The 17,556-nt window shown below is 31.2% G+C and carries 21 protein-coding genes; 12 read left to right on the top strand and 9 right to left on the bottom strand.

All coding sequences use genetic code 11. The features are described 5' to 3' along the window. The first annotated feature begins 88 nt into the window (after nt 1-88). Genes CLHOM_RS14820 through CLHOM_RS14810 form a run of 3 tightly spaced genes read left to right on the top strand, consistent with a single transcriptional unit; the run spans nt 89 to nt 2,458 of the window. A complete protein-coding gene (locus CLHOM_RS14820) occupies nt 89-1,114 on the top strand; it encodes an ABC transporter substrate-binding protein (RefSeq protein WP_052222471.1) in 1,026 nt (341 codons plus the stop codon). After that, nucleotides 1,086-1,835, top strand: a complete 750-nt coding sequence (locus CLHOM_RS14815) for an ABC transporter permease (protein WP_052222470.1) — start codon at nt 1,086-1,088, stop codon at nt 1,833-1,835. Before CLHOM_RS14820 ends, CLHOM_RS14815 begins: the two co-directional genes overlap by 29 nt. A gap of 17 nt (nt 1,836-1,852) precedes the next feature. After that, the gene (locus tag CLHOM_RS14810) at nt 1,853-2,458 is read left to right on the top strand and encodes an ABC transporter ATP-binding protein (RefSeq protein ID WP_052222469.1); all 606 of its coding nucleotides are present in this window, start codon (nt 1,853-1,855) and stop codon (nt 2,456-2,458) included. Nucleotides 2,459-2,577: 119 nt separating this feature from the next. On the opposite strand, the gene CLHOM_RS14805 is transcribed toward CLHOM_RS14810, so the two are convergent. From CLHOM_RS14805 to CLHOM_RS14795, 3 genes are read right to left on the bottom strand one after another with little or no spacing between them, the layout of a single operon-like run. Then, nucleotides 2,578-3,234 carry a hypothetical protein gene (locus tag CLHOM_RS14805; protein WP_052222468.1) on the bottom strand — a complete coding sequence of 219 codons (657 nt, stop codon included), beginning with the start codon at nt 3,232-3,234 and terminating at the stop codon, nt 2,578-2,580. Further along, nucleotides 3,231-3,803: a flavodoxin family protein gene (locus CLHOM_RS14800; RefSeq protein WP_052222467.1), complete on the bottom strand. Its 573-nt coding sequence runs from the start codon at nt 3,801-3,803 to the stop codon at nt 3,231-3,233. Before CLHOM_RS14800 ends, CLHOM_RS14805 begins: the two co-directional genes overlap by 4 nt. A gap of 55 nt (nt 3,804-3,858) precedes the next feature. Next, the gene (locus tag CLHOM_RS14795; RefSeq protein ID WP_052222466.1) at nt 3,859-4,476 is read right to left on the bottom strand and encodes a TetR/AcrR family transcriptional regulator; all 618 of its coding nucleotides are present in this window, start codon (nt 4,474-4,476) and stop codon (nt 3,859-3,861) included. 307 nt (nt 4,477-4,783) lie between these two features. Here CLHOM_RS14795 and tlp point away from each other — a divergent pair, with 307 nt between their 5' ends. Continuing rightward, entirely contained in the window at nt 4,784-5,011 is a 228-nt protein-coding gene (gene tlp / locus CLHOM_RS14790; protein ID WP_052222464.1) for a small acid-soluble spore protein Tlp, read from the top strand. Between the two features lie 117 nt (nt 5,012-5,128). On the opposite strand, the gene CLHOM_RS14785 is transcribed toward tlp, so the two are convergent. From CLHOM_RS14785 to CLHOM_RS14770, 4 genes are all read right to left on the bottom strand, one after another. Then, nucleotides 5,129-5,839, bottom strand: coding sequence for a flavodoxin family protein (locus CLHOM_RS14785; protein WP_052222462.1), 711 nt, complete (start codon nt 5,837-5,839; stop codon nt 5,129-5,131). Between the two features lie 21 nt (nt 5,840-5,860). After that, nucleotides 5,861-6,511: a TetR/AcrR family transcriptional regulator gene (locus tag CLHOM_RS14780; RefSeq protein WP_052222461.1), complete on the bottom strand. Its 651-nt coding sequence runs from the start codon at nt 6,509-6,511 to the stop codon at nt 5,861-5,863. A 201-nt stretch (nt 6,512-6,712) separates the two neighbouring features. Next, nucleotides 6,713-7,945 (bottom strand): sodium/glutamate symporter, encoded by a 1,233-nt coding sequence (gltS, locus tag CLHOM_RS14775; protein ID WP_052222459.1) that lies wholly within the window; start codon nt 7,943-7,945, stop codon nt 6,713-6,715. 88 nt (nt 7,946-8,033) lie between these two features. Further along, the gene (locus CLHOM_RS14770) at nt 8,034-8,912 is read right to left on the bottom strand and encodes a LysR family transcriptional regulator (protein WP_052222458.1); all 879 of its coding nucleotides are present in this window, start codon (nt 8,910-8,912) and stop codon (nt 8,034-8,036) included. Nucleotides 8,913-9,096: 184 nt separating this feature from the next. Between CLHOM_RS14770 and leuC the strand changes: the two genes are divergently transcribed. Both leuC and leuD read left to right on the top strand, forming a co-directional pair. Then, nucleotides 9,097-10,500 (top strand): 3-isopropylmalate dehydratase large subunit, encoded by a 1,404-nt coding sequence (gene leuC, locus CLHOM_RS14765; protein WP_052222457.1) that lies wholly within the window; start codon nt 9,097-9,099, stop codon nt 10,498-10,500. A gap of 15 nt (nt 10,501-10,515) precedes the next feature. Further along, nucleotides 10,516-11,112 carry a 3-isopropylmalate dehydratase small subunit gene (gene leuD, locus CLHOM_RS14760; protein WP_052222456.1) on the top strand — a complete coding sequence of 199 codons (597 nt, stop codon included), beginning with the start codon at nt 10,516-10,518 and terminating at the stop codon, nt 11,110-11,112. Nucleotides 11,113-11,198: 86 nt separating this feature from the next. Here leuD and CLHOM_RS18940 read toward each other — a convergent pair whose 3' ends face one another. Together CLHOM_RS18940 and CLHOM_RS18935 are read right to left on the bottom strand one after the other, a co-directional pair. Next, nucleotides 11,199-11,396 carry an NAD-binding protein gene (locus tag CLHOM_RS18940; RefSeq protein ID WP_052222454.1) on the bottom strand — a complete coding sequence of 66 codons (198 nt, stop codon included), beginning with the start codon at nt 11,394-11,396 and terminating at the stop codon, nt 11,199-11,201. A 1-nt stretch (nt 11,397) separates the two neighbouring features. Beyond that, on the bottom strand, nt 11,398-11,619 hold the full coding sequence (locus CLHOM_RS18935; protein ID WP_052222452.1) for an NAD(P)-binding domain-containing protein: 222 nt from the start codon (nt 11,617-11,619) through the stop codon (nt 11,398-11,400). A gap of 108 nt (nt 11,620-11,727) precedes the next feature. On the opposite strand from CLHOM_RS18935, the gene CLHOM_RS14745 reads away from it, so the two are divergent. The 6 genes from CLHOM_RS14745 to CLHOM_RS18015 all read left to right on the top strand — a co-directional run bounded on the left by CLHOM_RS14745 (nt 11,728) and on the right by CLHOM_RS18015 (nt 17,556). After that, nucleotides 11,728-12,858, top strand: a complete 1,131-nt coding sequence (locus tag CLHOM_RS14745; RefSeq protein WP_052222450.1) for a coiled-coil domain-containing protein — start codon at nt 11,728-11,730, stop codon at nt 12,856-12,858. Between the two features lie 23 nt (nt 12,859-12,881). Next, the gene (locus tag CLHOM_RS14740; protein WP_052222449.1) at nt 12,882-13,556 is read left to right on the top strand and encodes a cell division ATP-binding protein FtsE; all 675 of its coding nucleotides are present in this window, start codon (nt 12,882-12,884) and stop codon (nt 13,554-13,556) included. After that, nucleotides 13,556-14,452, top strand: a complete 897-nt coding sequence (locus tag CLHOM_RS14735) for a cell division protein FtsX (protein ID WP_052222447.1) — start codon at nt 13,556-13,558, stop codon at nt 14,450-14,452. Before CLHOM_RS14740 ends, CLHOM_RS14735 begins: the two co-directional genes overlap by 1 nt. Before the next feature lie 22 nt (nt 14,453-14,474). Then, nucleotides 14,475-14,702, top strand: coding sequence for a hypothetical protein (locus tag CLHOM_RS14730; RefSeq protein WP_052222446.1), 228 nt, complete (start codon nt 14,475-14,477; stop codon nt 14,700-14,702). 290 nt (nt 14,703-14,992) lie between these two features. Beyond that, complete coding sequence (locus CLHOM_RS14725; RefSeq protein WP_052222444.1) at nt 14,993-15,370, top strand: BlaI/MecI/CopY family transcriptional regulator; 378 nt, start codon at nt 14,993-14,995, stop codon at nt 15,368-15,370. Further along, nucleotides 15,370-17,556: a M56 family metallopeptidase gene (locus tag CLHOM_RS18015; protein ID WP_082204444.1), complete on the top strand. Its 2,187-nt coding sequence runs from the start codon at nt 15,370-15,372 to the stop codon at nt 17,554-17,556. Before CLHOM_RS14725 ends, CLHOM_RS18015 begins: the two co-directional genes overlap by 1 nt.

Raw genomic sequence — 17,556 nt, 5'->3', positions numbered from 1 at the left:
TCATGAAAACTTAAGAGTAGTCTATTATTTTATGATATAATAATATTTAATTATATTAACAATAATTTGCATATATGGAGATGGTACTATGAAAAGAAAATTAGGGATATTGATTACTGCATTGGTGTTTTCAATTTCTGCACTGCTTCTTGTTGGATGCTCAAAGGAATCAAAAAATGCTCAAAAACCTGAAAATACAGTTACTGATAAAACTACAAATGAAACTGCAAAAGAAAAGATTAAAATTGCAGTGTTAAAAGGGCCAACAGGTATGGGAATAGTAAAGCTTATGGAAGAAGATAAAGAAAGTTATGATATTTCTTTATATGATTCACCTGATCAAATAGTATCAAAAATTGTAAATAGTGATGTAGATGGGGTAGCAATAGCTTCTAACTTAGCACCAATTTTATATAATAAAACCAATGGAGGAGTTCAATTAGTTGGAATTAACACCTTAGGAGTTCTTTACATTGTTGAAAATGGCAGCACTATTAAAAGCATACAAGATTTAAAAGGTAAAACCGTTTATATAAGCGGAAAAGGTGCTACTCCAGAGTTTGTTTTAAATTATATATTAAAGCAAAATGGGTTAGATCCAAATAAAGATGTTAAAATTGAATTCAAAGCACAACACAGTGATGTTGCTTCATTAATAGCGTCAAAAGAAGCTTCGATTGCTGTTTTACCTGAACCATTTGTAACAACAACCCAGATGAAAGATAAGGATATGAAGATAGTAATTGATTTAACTAAAGAATGGGATAAGGTATCAAAAGATACTAGCCAGTTAATAATGGGAGCATTAGTATTTAGAAAAGACTTCTTAGATAAAAGAGGCGCGGAAATGAATGAGTTTTTAACTAAATACAAAAACTCTGTAGACTTTGTAAATAAAAATGCAGCTGAAGCAGGAAAACTTATAGAGAAAAATGGAATATTACCAAATGCTAAAGTAGCAGAAATTGCTATTCCAAAATGCAATATAGTACTTATCAGTGCACAAGAGGGAAAAGAATCTTTGAATAAGTTTTATACTGTTTTAAAAGATAATGACCCTAAATCTATTGGAGGAAAGCTTCCAGATGAAAATTTCTATTATAAAGAAAAGTAGAAAAATAACTATATTAATATTCTGGGTACTAATCTGGGAGCTTTGCTCCCTTTTTATTAATCAGCCACTTTTCCTTCCTTCTCCTTTTGAGGTCTTAAAGGTATTGATGACACTTATTGGAGATGATTATTTCTGGAAAAGTGTTTTTAGCAGTATCTCTAGGGTAATATTAGGACTTTTTTTATCAATAGTTATAGGAATAATAATTGGAATTACTGCAGGACTTAATAAGTTTATAGAAGAACTATTAAATCCACTAATTGTATGCATTAGAGCTATTCCAGTTATGTCAATAATAATTCTTGCTCTTGTTTGGTTTAAGTCTTATTATGTATCTGTATTTACTGCAATATTGACATGCTTTCCTATAATATATACAAATGTATTGCATGGCATAAAATCTGTAGATATAAAGTTAATTCAGATGGCTAATATATATAAAGTGAAGAAAAAATATATAATAAAAGATATTTATTTACCAAGTATAAAGCATTACATAGTTTCGGGTATATTAATGTGTTTAGGTTTAGGCTTTAAAGTTTCAGTTAGCTCTGAAGTCTTAAGCACACCTAAATATTCAATAGGCTTGAATTTATTAAATTCTAAATCCATGTTAGAAACATCGGAGCTTTTTGCATGGACCATTGTAGTAATTTTATTGAGCTTTATTTTTGAAATTATATTTAAAAACTATATAAAAATAATGGACAAAGAGACTTAGCAAGTTAGGTGATATTTATGGAAGTTAAAAATGATTATGAAGTACAGATAAAGAATTTATATAAGGCCTATGGAACTCATGTGGTTTTTGATAACTTGAATTTGAATTTTATAAAGAATAAAATTACTGTTCTTTTAGGACCTTCAGGTTGTGGGAAAACTACTCTGCTAAATATTATTAGTGGTATTGAGAGAAAGTACGGTGGAGAAGTAATTTTAAGGGATAGCAGCATTTCTTACATATTTCAAGAAGATAGGCTTATACCGAATCTTACAGCTTTTGAAAATGTAGCTTTTGTATTGAAATCTACAATGAGCAAGGAAGAGACTGAGAAAACAGTAAATACATATTTAAGTCTTGTTAAACTAATGGATTATAAGGATATGTTTCCTGAGAAGCTAAGTGGAGGAATGAAAAGAAGAGTTGCCATTGCTAGAGCCTTTGCATATAAAAGCAGGCTCTTATTAATGGATGAGCCTTTTAAAGGATTAGATCAGAAATTAAAAAATGAAATTATAGAAGAGTTTTTAAAAATTCATAATGAAGATAAGAGGACCATTATATTAGTAACTCATGATATTAAAGAAGCAGAAGCTTTAGGGGATGAAATTTATACTCTATAAGAAAGTTAGGTGCCAGGCACCGGAGAAAGGAGAATTAACAGACTAGGCTACAAGTCCACAATCACCTAGTCCATTTGATTAAATTTTATTATATCCTTCAGTTGATTTGACAATATATTTTATATAATCTCATGAGGTCTCGCTCTAAGCATTTTTTTTGCATTGTTTTTCTTCGCATTTATATTCCAACCCATATTACCACCAAAGTGATAAAGAAAGCGTGGAATACTTGCTCTAACGAAAATATTCTCTTTCTTATCATTATATCCTTGTAGCATGTCTGCGCAGAGTTCTGAAAGTGCTTTAAAAATATTTCTAAGAGGACCATTTGCCTTTAAATTTGAAGGTTCTTCTGCGATCATTCCTCCACAGCCTATGCCAATTCCATATTGCCAATCCAATCCTGTTTTATTGCAGTAGTTTTGAATAATATCTAGAGCAACAGCAGTTTGTTCTGCATCATAAAATCCACAATTGCAAATAGCATATACCTTTGGTAAGCTATTAGTTGAATTTTGCAGAGTTTTTTCTAAGCCAACTAAAGCTTCCATTAGCGACCCAGGTAGTGAGTCCACATATAGTGGGAAAACAAATAGTAAAATATCAGCTTGTAGTATGTCATTTTCAATTACATTTTTATTAGGAGCATTGATAATATCTAAAGCACGATATTGTGCTATATCTGTATGTAATATCTCTGAGATACGGTGAACTATTGCACTTGATGAGCTCTTTTTGAGTTTTGGACTGCCAATTATGGCAACAAATTTACTCATGATGACACCTCCACTAAAAAATTAGATAACTCAGTCATTTCTTTAGAAACATCTTTTTCATTTCCTATAACTAATGACAGGCTCTTAGGAGTATGTAAGTTGATACTGTTGCGCTTTACTAGAGTTTTGAAAGTCTTTTCTTCAGTTTCACTAACATTTGTACTGTAGCCAATACCAACAAAACAAGGATAACTATTATATCTCTTTTGGTGATGGGTTTCCCCTTTTATAATAGTAAAGAAAGGGGATATATTAGGAATTTGTCTATCTAAATATTTCTTTATATCCTTACTGTAGCTTCCATATTGAATTTGGGTGAGTATCACTAATAGTTGTGAATTAATTACATAATTATTTATTTCATTAGCTTCATCTCCCTGCAAAACACACAATCCAGGAGTCTTTACCCAACAACCAAAACAACCTATGCAGGGCTTAAATTCTGAATCAATAATTTTCCTTAATTTAGTAGTAAATCCTTTACTGTTCAAGGAACTTGTAACTTCTTCAACTAGATTTACACCATTAAAGTTTTTGCTAGCTTCATCGTATAATAAAAGCGTTTTCATAATATTAACTCCTTTTTTATTAATAACTATTCAATTAATTAATTATTCTTTTAGTCTAACAATTACTTAAAATTGCATTTAATGCATTTTGGTATTTGTCCCAAAGTTCTTCCTCACTGCCCATCATATGTACTACAATTGGAACTCCATAAAAAACAGAAAATAAGTTTTCAAGTGTAGAATTTACAGCTTTGCAGTTCATAGATTCTAAGTAGTATACTAGTATATCGCATAAGCTCCGCTTTGGAGAATTTAGTTCATAAGCTTCTCGGCTAAATAGATAATACTCATAGTCGCTTATATTCATTGGTTGTGGAGTAGATTCAAGCTTAATAAAATACTGTGCAATAGCCAGCATTATATTTACTGAATACTTTCTTTCAGTTACAGCTTTAAAAACACGATATATTCCTGAAGCTCCTGAATATCTTTTTGCATCAATATCGCAGCTTAAAGCGTACTGCCATTTGTGTATGAAATAATATAAAACCTGTTCCTTGGACTCAAAGTACTTGAAAAAAGTAACTTTAGAGATTTTAACAATTTCACAAATGCTGTCAACAGAAATAGAATGAAGGGTCTTTGTTTCCAACTCTTTAATAAATGCATTCAAAATTTCAATTCTCTTATCTCCAAATTTTTGTTCTCTTAAGGTAAATTTATTCTGACTCATATTATCTTCTCCAAAATATTAACTATAGTAAAATAATTTACTATAGTTAATATTTTATTTGGAAATTATTTCTTTGTCAATATGGAAGAAATATAATAAATAGAAAATAAATAAATGGTGCCTGGCACCGGAGAAAGGAGATTTAAATGGAGAACAGCAATTTATATTATTTGAATAAAAATTTTGCTCTGCGCTAAAACTAATTTTCGAAAATGAAAATTAAAAGATATCAAAGAAAATAATTGATAGTGACTGTGTAATAGGTCAAATTCAACAAAAAAACTTAATGGAAAAGGAGATGTAAATTATGAAAAACAAACCAGACGATAGAAGAGATAATGTAGATAGAATTCAGCATAATATTAGCAATACTATTCATAACATTGAACTTGCAGAAGAGATGATTGCAAAAACAGACGATAATAAAATGAAAAATACAATAGAAGAAAAAAATGAGAGAAGAAGAGATGCACTTAAAGGTATGAGAGAAGAAATTAAAGATGAAGCAATAGATAAACAAAATGGATATAAGTAAAAATTACTTTTAATAGATACAAAATTAATAATATACAGTCACCGTATTAGAGAAATCTAATACGGTTTTTCTATATAGGTGTATATATGATTTCTCGTTGGCAAGACTGCAGCTGAATTAGAAAGGTTTGCTGCCACTGAGCCATCCTTGGTTTTCCCAATGTTTTCTATCATATGGGTTCCAGGTGTTCTTCTTCATCATTCCTTTCATTAAGAAAAACATGAGACTTCTGAAAATAGGCTTTGGAAGTGAATCTATACTTTTAGCAGCCTTTACTATTTTTCTCGCCAATTTTGCCATCTCTTTTTGAATAGCTTCCTGTTTTTTTAGGGAAACGTCAGACCATTTCATTGCCGAAACAGGATTTTTAAATGAAAACACTTTTTTCACACCCCAGAACTTAAAACTATTTTTAATGGTTTTTGTTGTATGGCCAAGACCTGCTCCAGCAGTGGTAGTAATTGAAAGCCCGATTTTATTGAACATTTTTGGGTTTGGTCTATGACTTAACCACATAAAACATAGATGATCAAGCAATGCCTTTAGCTGACCTGAAACATCCATTGCATAAACAGGTGATGTGATTAAAATTAAATCTGCCTCTGTCAATGAAGTTACAATTGGATTTACATATAAAGAGTGGGGACATGTATTTTCTCCATTATAAAAGCATGAGAAACAGCCGTTGCAAAAATGAGGCATATCTTTTGGTAAAGTAAACTCTGTTATTTCTACGGTTTTATATTTGGAAAGTTCTTGTATGAATAGTTTCATACAGTTCCATGTACTTCCGTGACGACTATTACCATTAATCACTATGACTTTCATATTAAACATCCTTTCAAAATATTATTTAAGGTCTTGGCAGCTACTGCTTGTTCCGTAAATTTCGTTAAAGTGAAAAATATGGCGGTTAAACAACTCTTTAGCTTCCGCCAGGCTATGCTCATTGTTATCATATTTATAAAAGATAAGAAAAATCGGAGCAAAGAACGCCATTGCCATCATATATGGATCTGTCTTAATAAAACTTCCTATCTCCATGAGCCCAGTAAACAACTTTGCTTGAAAATTTAATGCATCATCAAATGATAAATTCCTGTATAGTGTATTGATTTCAGCATTACGGTATTGTTCAATAGTAAGCATTTTCCTTAGCTTTACATTGATTTCATCTAAAAAGTAAAATTCAAAAATCTGACCTGCAATCACCAAAAATTGCTCTCTTGTCATATTGCGGTACATAGTGATTGTTCTATCGTCCACTACAAATTGCATATCCTCATCAGTTATTCGCATACCATGGAAAAATTCATTTCCTCTTCGGGAATACTCATTTATGATTGTATTAAAAATATCTTGCTTATTCTTAAAGTGATTATAAAGAGAGCTTTCTTTAATACCTACAGCTTTTGAAATATCCCTTACTGAAACAGAATCATATCCTTTAATAGAAAACAAGTTAAGTGATTCAATTAAAATTTTTTCACGTGTATTCATAATTTATCTCCTCGTAATTTTTGCATAAAGCAAAACTAACAACTGTTAGTTTAATTTTAACTAACAGTTGTTAGTTTGTCAATAGTTATAAAATTTTTTAAGCCTAGTAAAAATGAACATAAAGTTTACTAATAATTTATATAAGTATAAAGTCGCTGAAGAATTGATGAATTCTTCAGCGACTTTTTTACAAAATCAAATCTATAAAGACCCAGATAAAATTAAGTTCATATGTCCAATAACTATTATTCCCATGGTCAAATCGATGGCGAATCCACCAACTATTGGTATTGTAAAGAATGCTTTGGGTGACGGTCTGTTATATTTATCAACAACCGCAGTCATGCTTGCCAGTGCATTAGGGGTAGCTCCCATGGCATATCCATAAAAACCTGCACTCATTACTGCACTATCATAATTTCTACCTGTAAAATTATATACCACTATTATGGAATATAGAGCAAGTAAAATCATTTGTCCTAATAATATTATTATTAAAGGCAGTGCCATCCTTGCAATCTTCCATATTTCTAAGGACATAATTGTCATTGCAAGGAATATATTTAAAAACACGCTTCCTACTGCACTGATTTCTTTTTGTGGTAATGATATTTTTCTTAAGTCAGCTAAGTTACGAATTATTGCAGCAGCAAAAATTGCACCCACGTATGCGGGGAAAACTAAGCCAGTTTTATTGATTAAAATAGAAATTACAGAACCTATACTCATAGCCAGCATAATAAGAATGAAGCCTTTACTTAAATCATTGGTTTTAATGGTATCATGATTATCATTTTCTATATGATGCTCTGAAAAGTCTTTTTCTTTTCCATTTTCAGATTTCTCTTCTTCTTTTGCTTTTTTAATCAGTCCTTTTTTGTCTATAAGATATTTTGCTATTGGACCGGATACTATTCCACCCATTACTAGTCCGAAGGTTGCTGAAGCAACTGCAATAGTAAGTCCTCCTGAAGCCCCGTTAGCTTCTATAACAGGCCCCAGTGCAGCTGCAGTCCCAACTCCACCCATAAGAGATATAGAACCAGCACACATGCCAATAAGAGGATTTAACTTAAAAGCTCTAGCAATAGTAATTCCCCATATATTCTGTATAACTAACATAATTACTGAAATAAAAAGCATAATAACAATTGCAATTCCACCTTGCTTAATAATTTTAAAACTAGCTGTAAATCCAATTGTTGAGAAGAATCCAATCATAAAGAAATTTTTTAATGTTTGATCAAACTGGAAAGTAAATGTTCCGGTCTTTACTCCAATTGTATGTATTAAAGCAAAAATTAGCCCACCCACAATGGGAGCTGGAATACAATATTTTTGCAATAGTTTCACTTTTTTTACTATAAAATCACCTATTAAGAACATTATAACTCCGATGCCTACTGCTTGAAGCATATCTACTTTAATAATCATATATTACTCCTATAAAATAACTATTCTTGATCTCTTGTGTAAACAGGTATTTTTACTATTATATATTGCCCGACAAACACAATTTATATTACACTAGGTACTTCAAAAAAGTCTCTGCTGCAACTGATAGTGGGATATTTTTATGATAAACAACACCTATGTTTCTTTTTGGTATTGGTGGAGTAATTGGAATTTCAACTAATTTTCCTTCCTTCAGTTCATTTTTTATAAAGTTTTTTATTACAGCAGTAACCCCTAGGCCAATCTTTGCAAATTCTATTAATAAATCCATGTTACTTACTTCAATTTCAGGTTTGATTACTATATTATTATTTTTAAAATACTTATCTATATATCCTCTGGAAATGTTGCCGCTTTCCATAAGCATCAAGGTGGCAAAGGGAAAAATATCATTGTAATTTTTTATATTTAATGATTCTAAATAATTTTTCTCTGCTACAAAAATATCCTGTATTTCATATAGTTCAATAAAATTATAAAAATCCTTTTCAGGTGGTTCACTGATTATAACCATGTCCAATTCACCATTTTCTAAGATTTTTAAAGTTTCATAGGGGGTTTTATTGATTATCTTTACTTCAATATGAGGATATTCCTTAATAAATCTTTTTAGTTTTGGTATAAGAAAGTGCTTACACAAGGTGGTACTTACTCCTAGCTTAATTATCCCCGCTTCTTTATTTTTTAATTTATCTATAACTTTTTCTCCAACATTAATTTCATTCAAAGCTCTTTCAATATATTGATAAAATACCATTCCCTCTTCTGTCAGTTTAACTCCTCTAGAATTTCGTGAAAAAAGAGTGATTCCTAAAGCAGCTTCCAGCTTTTTTATGGACTTACTTACAGCAGGCTGACTTATATAGAGCTTTTCTGAAGCTAAAGATATATTTCCACAGGAGGCTACAGTATAAAAAATCTTATATAATTCTAAATTATTATCCATGTCATAACTCCTCGTTATATCAACTATAATTTATATGCATTTGAATTATATAACTCTTTGCTGTATAATTCAACTATAAAATAACATATTATAAAGTTTTTTATTGTTAAATTGGGGCACTAGAAAAATTCAAAGGGGCGAATTGACTAGTAGTTATTTTAATATAAAGAGGGGGATTTAATATATGTCAGGGAAAACAATGTATGAAAAAATCTGGGATAAGCACGTAGTGCATGCTGAAGAGGGTAAGGCAAGCATTATTTATATTGACACTCATTTACTTCATGAGGTTACATCACCTCAAGCTTTTGAAGGATTAAGACTTTCAGGTCGTAAAGTAAGAAGAACGGACTTAACTTTTGCAACTATAGACCATAATGTTCCTACAAAAGACAGATTCAATATTACTGATCCTATATCAAAAGCTCAAATAGATGCTATCTGTAAAAATTGTAAAGATTTTGGGGTAACTCTTTACGATTTATACAGTGATGATCAAGGGGTTATTCATGTTACTATGCCAGAACTTGGACTAAGTCTTCCAGGCAAAACTATTGTTTGCGGTGACAGCCATACTGCAACTCACGGTGCTTTTGGAGCTTTAGCTTTTGGTATTGGTACAAGTGAAGTGGAGCATGTACTTGCAACACAATGTCTTGCTCAAAAAAAATCAAAGACAATGAACGTTAAATTCAAGGGGACATTAAATCCAGGACTTACAGCTAAAGATTTGATTCTTGGTTTAATTGGAAAGTACGGCACAGATTTTGCAACTAATTATGTTATTGAATTTACTGGAGATGCTATTAAAAACCTTACTATGGAAGAAAGAATGACTGTATGTAACATGGCTATAGAAGCTGGTGCAAGAGCAGGCTTAATCGCTCCAGATGAAACTACTTTTGAATATGTGAAAGGCAGAAAATATGCTCCTAAGGATGCTGAATTTGATGAAGCAGTAGCAGAGTGGAAGAAGCTTCCTTCAGATCCTGATGCGGTATATGATGCAACTGTAGAGTTCGATTTATCTGCTTTAGAACCACAAGTTACTTGGGGAACTAGCCCTGGAATGGGAGCTTCAATAAATGATGTTGTGCCAAATCCAGAGGATTTTGAAGATGCAGATAAACGCAGCGCAGCTGAAAAAGCATTAGAATATATGGGATTAACTCCTGGAACTCCAATGAGTGAAATAAAAGTAGACTATGTATTTATAGGTTCTTGTACAAATGGAAGAATTGAAGACATGAGAGCAGCTGCAGCAGTTGCTAAAGGCAGAAAAGTAAATACTAATGTAACAGCTATTGTTGTACCTGGCTCACAAAGAGTTAAAGCAAAGGCCGAAGAAGAAGGATTAGACAAAATATTTACAGAAGCAGGTTTTGAATGGAGAGAATCTGGCTGCAGTATGTGCCTTGCGATGAATCCAGACGTTTTAAGCCCAGGTCAAAGATGTGCTTCAACATCAAACAGAAACTTTGAAGGACGTCAAGGCAGAGGCGGAAGAACTCATCTTGTATCTCCTGCTATGGCAGCGGCAGCAGCTATTGCTGGACATTTTGTAGATATAAGAAATTTAGATAAATAGTAAGGAGTGAATGGAATGGAACCATTAGTTAAGGTAAAAGGAATTGTAGCACCTCTTGATAGAGTTAATGTTGATACGGATGCAATTATACCAAAACAATTTTTAAAGAGAATAGAAAGAAGTGGCTTTGGTCAATTCTTATTTTATGAATTTAGATTTGATGAACAAGGGAATCCAATTAAAGACTTTGTGTTAAATAAAGATGAATACAAAGGAACGAATATTCTATTATCTAGAGCAAACTTTGGATGCGGATCTTCAAGAGAACATGCACCTTGGGCATTAGCTGACTTTGGTTTTAGAGTAATTATCGCATCAAGCTTTGCAGATATTTTCCACAACAACTGCTTCAATAATGGAATACTTCCGGTTAAGCTTACAGTTGAACAAGTAGATGAGCTTTTCAAAAGAGCAGAAAGCATTGAAGGATACCAACTTGAAGTAGATTTAGAAGCAAAGAAAGTGAGAGATAACCAAGGACTTGAATACAACTTTGAAGTAGAAGACTTCGCTAGACATAAGCTATTAAATGGATTAGATGAAATAGGCTTAACTCTTCTTCATAAAGATAAAATTGATGCATTTGAAAAACAACATAAAATATATATTTAATAATAAAACTATAACAGGTGCCAGGCACCGGAGAAAGGAGTTTTTTATAAAAACTCCTTTCTCCGGTGCCTGGCACCTATGTTAATCTATTTATCCAGCAATTCAAATAAAACTTGAGTTCCCTTATTTTCTTTACCTTCTTCTACTAATTTATCATACAAAGATTTTGATAGCTCAAGACCAGGAGCACTAATCCCCATTTCTTTAGCTTCTGATATAGCAATATTCATATCCTTTACAAAATGTTTTACATAAAATCCAGGTTCAAAATCACCTTTTATCATTCTATCCAATATCTCCACCAGAAACTGGTGCATCAAGAGAATATATACCTTTTTCTTTAGCCTTTTCATAAATTATTTTAGCTAGGTTAGGTTTAGAGGTGGTCATATCAATTACATAAGTACCTGGTCTTGCATTGTTAATTATACCATCCTCTAGAATATGTGAGGCCATACTTGAACCCATAACACCAGTTTCAATAAAACCAATAGTATTATTTTTCATTAGTATCCTCCTTTTTTAATAATAATTCTATATAATATAATTATAATGGCAAAATATAGATAAATATAGGACGTTTATGGGGCAAGCATAAATAAAGTGGGGTGGAACATGGTTAAAGAAAAACATTCCAGATTAATTTTTATACTAATTGTAGTCCTTACTTTCTCTTTTATTGGAGCTGAAAACAGAGTTTCTGCAGATGTAAAGCCTATTGAGGAAGTTCAGAATAAGTTAAAAGGAATTTCTGAAAAGGAGAGAAGTGTACTCGAAAATCTTTTTAAGCTTACCCAAGAGGTAGAAGACATGGAGAGAGAAGAAGCTAAAGCTAATAGTGAAATAGGAGCTCTGAAGCTAGAAATTAAGGAGTTGGAAAGCAAAATACAGAAGCAGCAGAAAGAGTACGATGATAAGCTGAAGGTTTTAGAAATGGTTCTTGTTAGTTATCAAAGAAGTGGACCAGCATCATATTTAGAGACCCTTTTGAAAGCTGAAAATTTAACTAGTTTTATTAGAAGTATAAATATAATAAGAGATTTCTCGCGAAATGTAGGAGAACTTTTGGATTCTGTAGATGAAGGGAGAAAGAAATTATCTGAGGAGAAAGACAAGTTAACAGAGAAAATTTCAGTTATAGATAATAAAAATAAAGTATTACAAGAATCACTAGATAAAAAACGAAAGCTAAAGGAAGAGCAGCAGGCTTATCTAGATTCTTTTAAGGAAGACAAAGCACATTACGAGACCCAATTAAAAGGTTTAGAACAAATGTGGAAAGAGATAAAAGTTATTTTCTCTGATATTGTAAAAGATTTTAGAAAAATTGTTCAAGAAGGATATTTCCCACAAAGCAAATTGAACTTAAGTTTTAAATTACCTATTATAAAAGGTGCTTTATATGAGGAAACATTTAATGATGTGATAAAAAACCACTCTAATCTTCCTAATATGGTATTTCATTTTTATCAAGATAAGGTAGTAATAGAAGTACCAGATAAGCATCTAGTCTTAGATGGGAAATTTGTAATTCAGGGAAAGACTGCTTTTAAACTTAAGGTAGATAAAGGCAGCTTTTATGGAATTCCGCTTGAAACTTCCTCTATTGAGGAATTATTTAAAAATGGAGATCTGTTAATTGATATTAAGGACTTAGCAGGAGATAAGTTGATATTTGATATTTATGTTCAGTCTATAAAGATGAAGGAAGGTTATTTAGAGTTTGAAGTTAAAGTGGGAGCTTAGAAAAAAACAGGGGGATGTATAGGATGATAGAAGCGGTAAATGTTTCTTTAAGTTATAGAGATGGAACCTTAGCTTTAAAAGATGTTAATTTGAAAGTGAATCCAGGAGAATTAGTGTATATTGTAGGGCCTAGTGGTTCGGGGAAAACCAGTCTTTTAAAGCTTTTCCTAGGGATAGAGTACCCTACCTCTGGTTCATTAAATGTTCTTAATCAGCCTATAAAAAAAGGTGCAAGTGGAAAGATTAGAAGGATGCGAAGAGAAATTGGACCTGTATTTCAAGAGTTTAAACTGATCGAAGGAAGAACAGCTTTGGAAAATGTTATGATGGGAATAAGGTTTCTAGGTATTCCTTTAAAGCATATGAAGGAAGAGGCAAGCAATGCCCTGGAGAGAGTTGGCCTCTCAAATAAGACTCTTTCAAAGGTAGAGAACCTGTCTTGGGGCCAGTGTCAAAGAGTAGCCATAGCCCGTGCCATAGCAAGAAAACCAAAATTAATATTGGCAGATGAACCTACAGGTAATTTAGATCATGAAAATGCCTTGAATATATTAGAGCTTTTAACTTCTTTTAAAGAAAAAGATACAGCAGTAATTATTACTACCCATGCTACACATTTGATTCAAAATGAAAGGAATGTGACCTTCATCCATGTAAAAGAGGGGAATATTTCTATAGAACGACGGGGTGAATTGTAATGAAGAGTATATTCTATAATTTGGGTTACTTTTTTATAGAAGCAAAGAATATAATGAGACTAAATCTGCTGTCTAACATATTATCTATTATCGGAACAGGACTTATTCTGTTTCTTCTAGGCATGGTTGTATCTGGCTTTACTGTCAGCGATAGATTAGTTAATATGCTGCAAGGAGAGGCAGAAATCAGTGTTTTTTTTAATAAGAATATTGATTCTGTAGAAAGAAAGAACTTAGTTGAAGACATAAAAAAAATAGATGGTGTATTGGACTGCAGACTGATTGGAAAAGAAGAAGCTTACAATAGAATGAAGGAAGTTTTAGTTGAGGAAGCACATATATTAGAGCTTTTAGACAAAAATCCATTTGAGGAATTTATTGAGGTAAGAATCCAATTGGATCAAATGGATAATGTATTAAATAAGGTTAAAAGTATAAAAGGAATTGATTATGTTAGAGACAATAGAGAAGTACTAGGACAACTTAAAAATATCACAGAAGGATTAAAGGTTTTAGGCTTCTTAGTGGTGGCAGCAGTAGGCATTACCACTATTGTAATAGTATCTCACATGATTAGACAGGGTATATATAATAATAAGGATCAAATTAATACTTTAAGACTCTTAGGAGCACCCATTAGTTTTATTGGATTCCCATTTGTTTTAGTCGGGTTAATATTAACTTTAATAGGAGGTATATTAGCATCCTCTCTTGCAATGTTCTTAATAAATAGAGTATATGGTGAGATGAGTTTGTTGCCTTTTATGCCGTTACCACCGAGAGGGGAATTGATTTTCAGCATAGTTATACTAATTATGACTATTAGTATTGCTCTAGGTGTACTGGGAAGTATTTTGGGGTTAATTTCTATAAAAAACTTAGAGCACAATAATTAAATTAAGAAGGAGATAATAACAAATGTCTAAAATACTGGTTTTATATTATTCTTTTGAAGGAAGTACAAAAAAAATTGCCGAAATAATTGCAAAAAATATTGATGCAAAGTTAGAAGAAGTAAAGCCTGTAAATGAGCTTAAATCAAAAGGTTTTAGTAAGTTCATTTGGGGTGGTAGTCAAGTAATAATAGGGAAAAAACCTAAACTATTGCCAATAGGTGTAAATTTAGATGATTATGATACTATGTAAAAATGTTACTAAAAACCTTCAGTCTTTAGAAGCAGAAGTTATTGAATGGGCAAAAGGTATTGTTGAAAAAATTAATTAAATTGTTAGCTGTGAATTTTAAAATTGCACCACGGGGGTCATGACATCAAATTAGCATTAAAATAATTTATATTTTACACTCCTAGATATTTTGTATTTAGAATATTCTAAGAGTGTATTTTTTTATTTTTTATAGGGTTGACAAAAATATCTTACAAGTGTAATATATAATAAATCTTACAAATGTAATCTAAATATTAGGAGTGATTTAAATGAAAAATATACCTCAAATTTCAGAAGCAGAGCTTGAAGTTATGAAGATTTTATGGGAACTAAAAAAAGCTACAAGTTCAGAAATAGTAGAAAAACTTTTAAAAACTTCTGAATGGAAACCAAAGACTATACATACATTAATTACTAGACTTGTGTCAAAGGAAGCCATTATTGCGGAAAAGCTAGATGGAAAGTCTTATATATATATTCCAAAGGTATCTGATGAAGAATATAAAAACTATGCAAATAAATCCTTTCTCCAAAGAGTTTATAACGGTTCATTAAATTTAATGCTTTCAAGCTTTATAAAGCAACAAAAGCTTTCAAAAGAAGATATTGAGGAGCTGAAAAATATTCTTGATAAGGAGATAGAATAATGGAAAGAATGTTTCAGATAATTTTAGTAACATCTTTTTATTCTAGCATAGTAGGTATAAGCATTATTATTATTAAAACTTTATTAAAAAATAGAATAAGTCCTAAGTGGCATTATATCATTTGGATTATATTAGTTATAAAGCTAATTATTCCTTTTGGTCCTGAAAGTACTATTAGTATATTTAATAAAGTACCTTCTGTGATAACTGGAGTAAATATTACTCATGTTTCCGGTGAAGCAATAAATACTATACAAAATAAACAAACTTTAAATGAACAAACAAATACAAATCCTTCCGAAATTACTTTAGATAATGGGAACAAAAAATATTCTATTAATTTTTATCTTTCATATGTATGGTTACTTGGAGCACTACTATTGATATGTGCTCTATTATACACAAACTATTCTTTATATTTAAAGCTTAAAAAATATAGTGGAAATTTAAATGAAAGAGTAGATATGATTTTTAAGGAAGTTAAAAGTGAAATGGGTGTAAATAAGAGTATTCAAATTATTTTTCAACCTATAGTTAATACACCATCACTATTTGGATTATTTAAACCTAAAATAATACTTCCAATTGAAATTTTAGATTTCAGTGATAGGGAAATTTCATATATATTACTTCATGAGCTTGCACATTATAAGAGAAGAGATATTTTGGTTAATTATATACTACTTATATTTCAAAGCATACACTGGTTTAATCCTATAATTTGGTTTTGCTTTAAAAGAATACGTGATGATATGGAACTGGCTACTGATCAAAAGGTGTTAAGTATATTACAGGGCAATGAATATAGGGAGTATGGAAGGGTATTATTGAAAGTTCTTGAAAGCTTAAGCTCCACCAGATTTTCTCCAAGACTTATAGGTATAGTGGATGATAAAAAGAATATGGAAAAAAGGATTAAAATGATAAAAATGGGGGGCTTTTTTAAAAGTAAAAGACCTATTGCTTTTATCATAGGATTTCTGTGTATTGTGATTATGGGTTTATTACTTTTAACTAGTGGTAAAACAAAAGATGAAAAAGATATAAATAAGTTTCAAGCTTTTATGGATAGCCAAACTTTTAAAATACTAGTTTCCCCAGAAAAATATGCTTTAACTATGTCTAGCACCATAGGCATAAAGCTTCAACCAGAATTTGTGGGAGAGGCTAAAACTATACAGTATTATACCTCTGAAGGTAAGTTCGCAGGTTTGGATATTAGTACAGGTAAAGTTGAAGAATATGGGAAAAAACTCACCTTAACTTATGGGATTCCAGTATATTGGTTACCATTAATAGAGGAGGGTCTAGGAAAAGAGGGAGATAAAGCCACAGTTAGAATAGAAGTTTATAATGAAAACCACAATGTAATAGCTGAAAAGGAAATAATTATAGTATTTAAGGATGGATTTTATGCTGTAGTTCCTAATGAAGGCATTATAATAGGAACTAATTCACAAACTAAAATAGACTATCCAAAAACAATAGATAAGGCTGTAAGCAGTGCTATAATTGGAAGAGCCAGCGCTTATAAGCAAGGAAAGGTAGCTACAGAAGGACATGTAATACTTGATAGTGAAGAAAAAGATGGAATTGTAAAAGTATATACTGTTGCTAGTTATGGTGCCTTTGGCTTTGAGAATGGAGTATTTACCTTTGTAAGTGGAAGTGGATCTATTCCTACAGTTATTGTCTTTAAAAAGAATAATAATAATGAATATATATTAAAAGAATACAAAGAGCCTATGGATGGATCATATTATACAAATTCAATAAAGGATATGTTCCCTAAAAAGTTATGGGATAAAGTACTTAATCCCAATAATTTCCCTGAAATTAGAAAACAGCAAGAGGAGCAGGCTACAAAATATCTTGAAAGTATTGGGAGAAAAGCAGAGGTAATTTCAAACTATACTGAAAGAAAATTAGCCAATATTAATGTTCAGGCATCAAATAAGCTTTTTTCAGAATATACTAAATTTGATCAAGAGCTTAATAAATTTCCGTATTGGTTAGGTACAATAGAAAAAGTGGAAGATGGAGTAAGATATATATATGAAACCTCACAAAGTAAAACTAGTGATGGGTACGACTTAATAATTTTCACAAAGAAAAAAGAGGATGGAATTGTAGTTAAAGAGTATAAGTATAAGATAGTTGGGGGTGAGCCAAAGCTTGTAGAATGA

This window comes from Clostridium homopropionicum DSM 5847, from assembly GCF_001263795.1.
Classification (GTDB): domain Bacteria; phylum Bacillota; class Clostridia; order Clostridiales; family Clostridiaceae; genus Clostridium_H; species Clostridium_H homopropionicum.
This window is presented reverse-complemented; position numbering and strand designations above follow the sequence as displayed.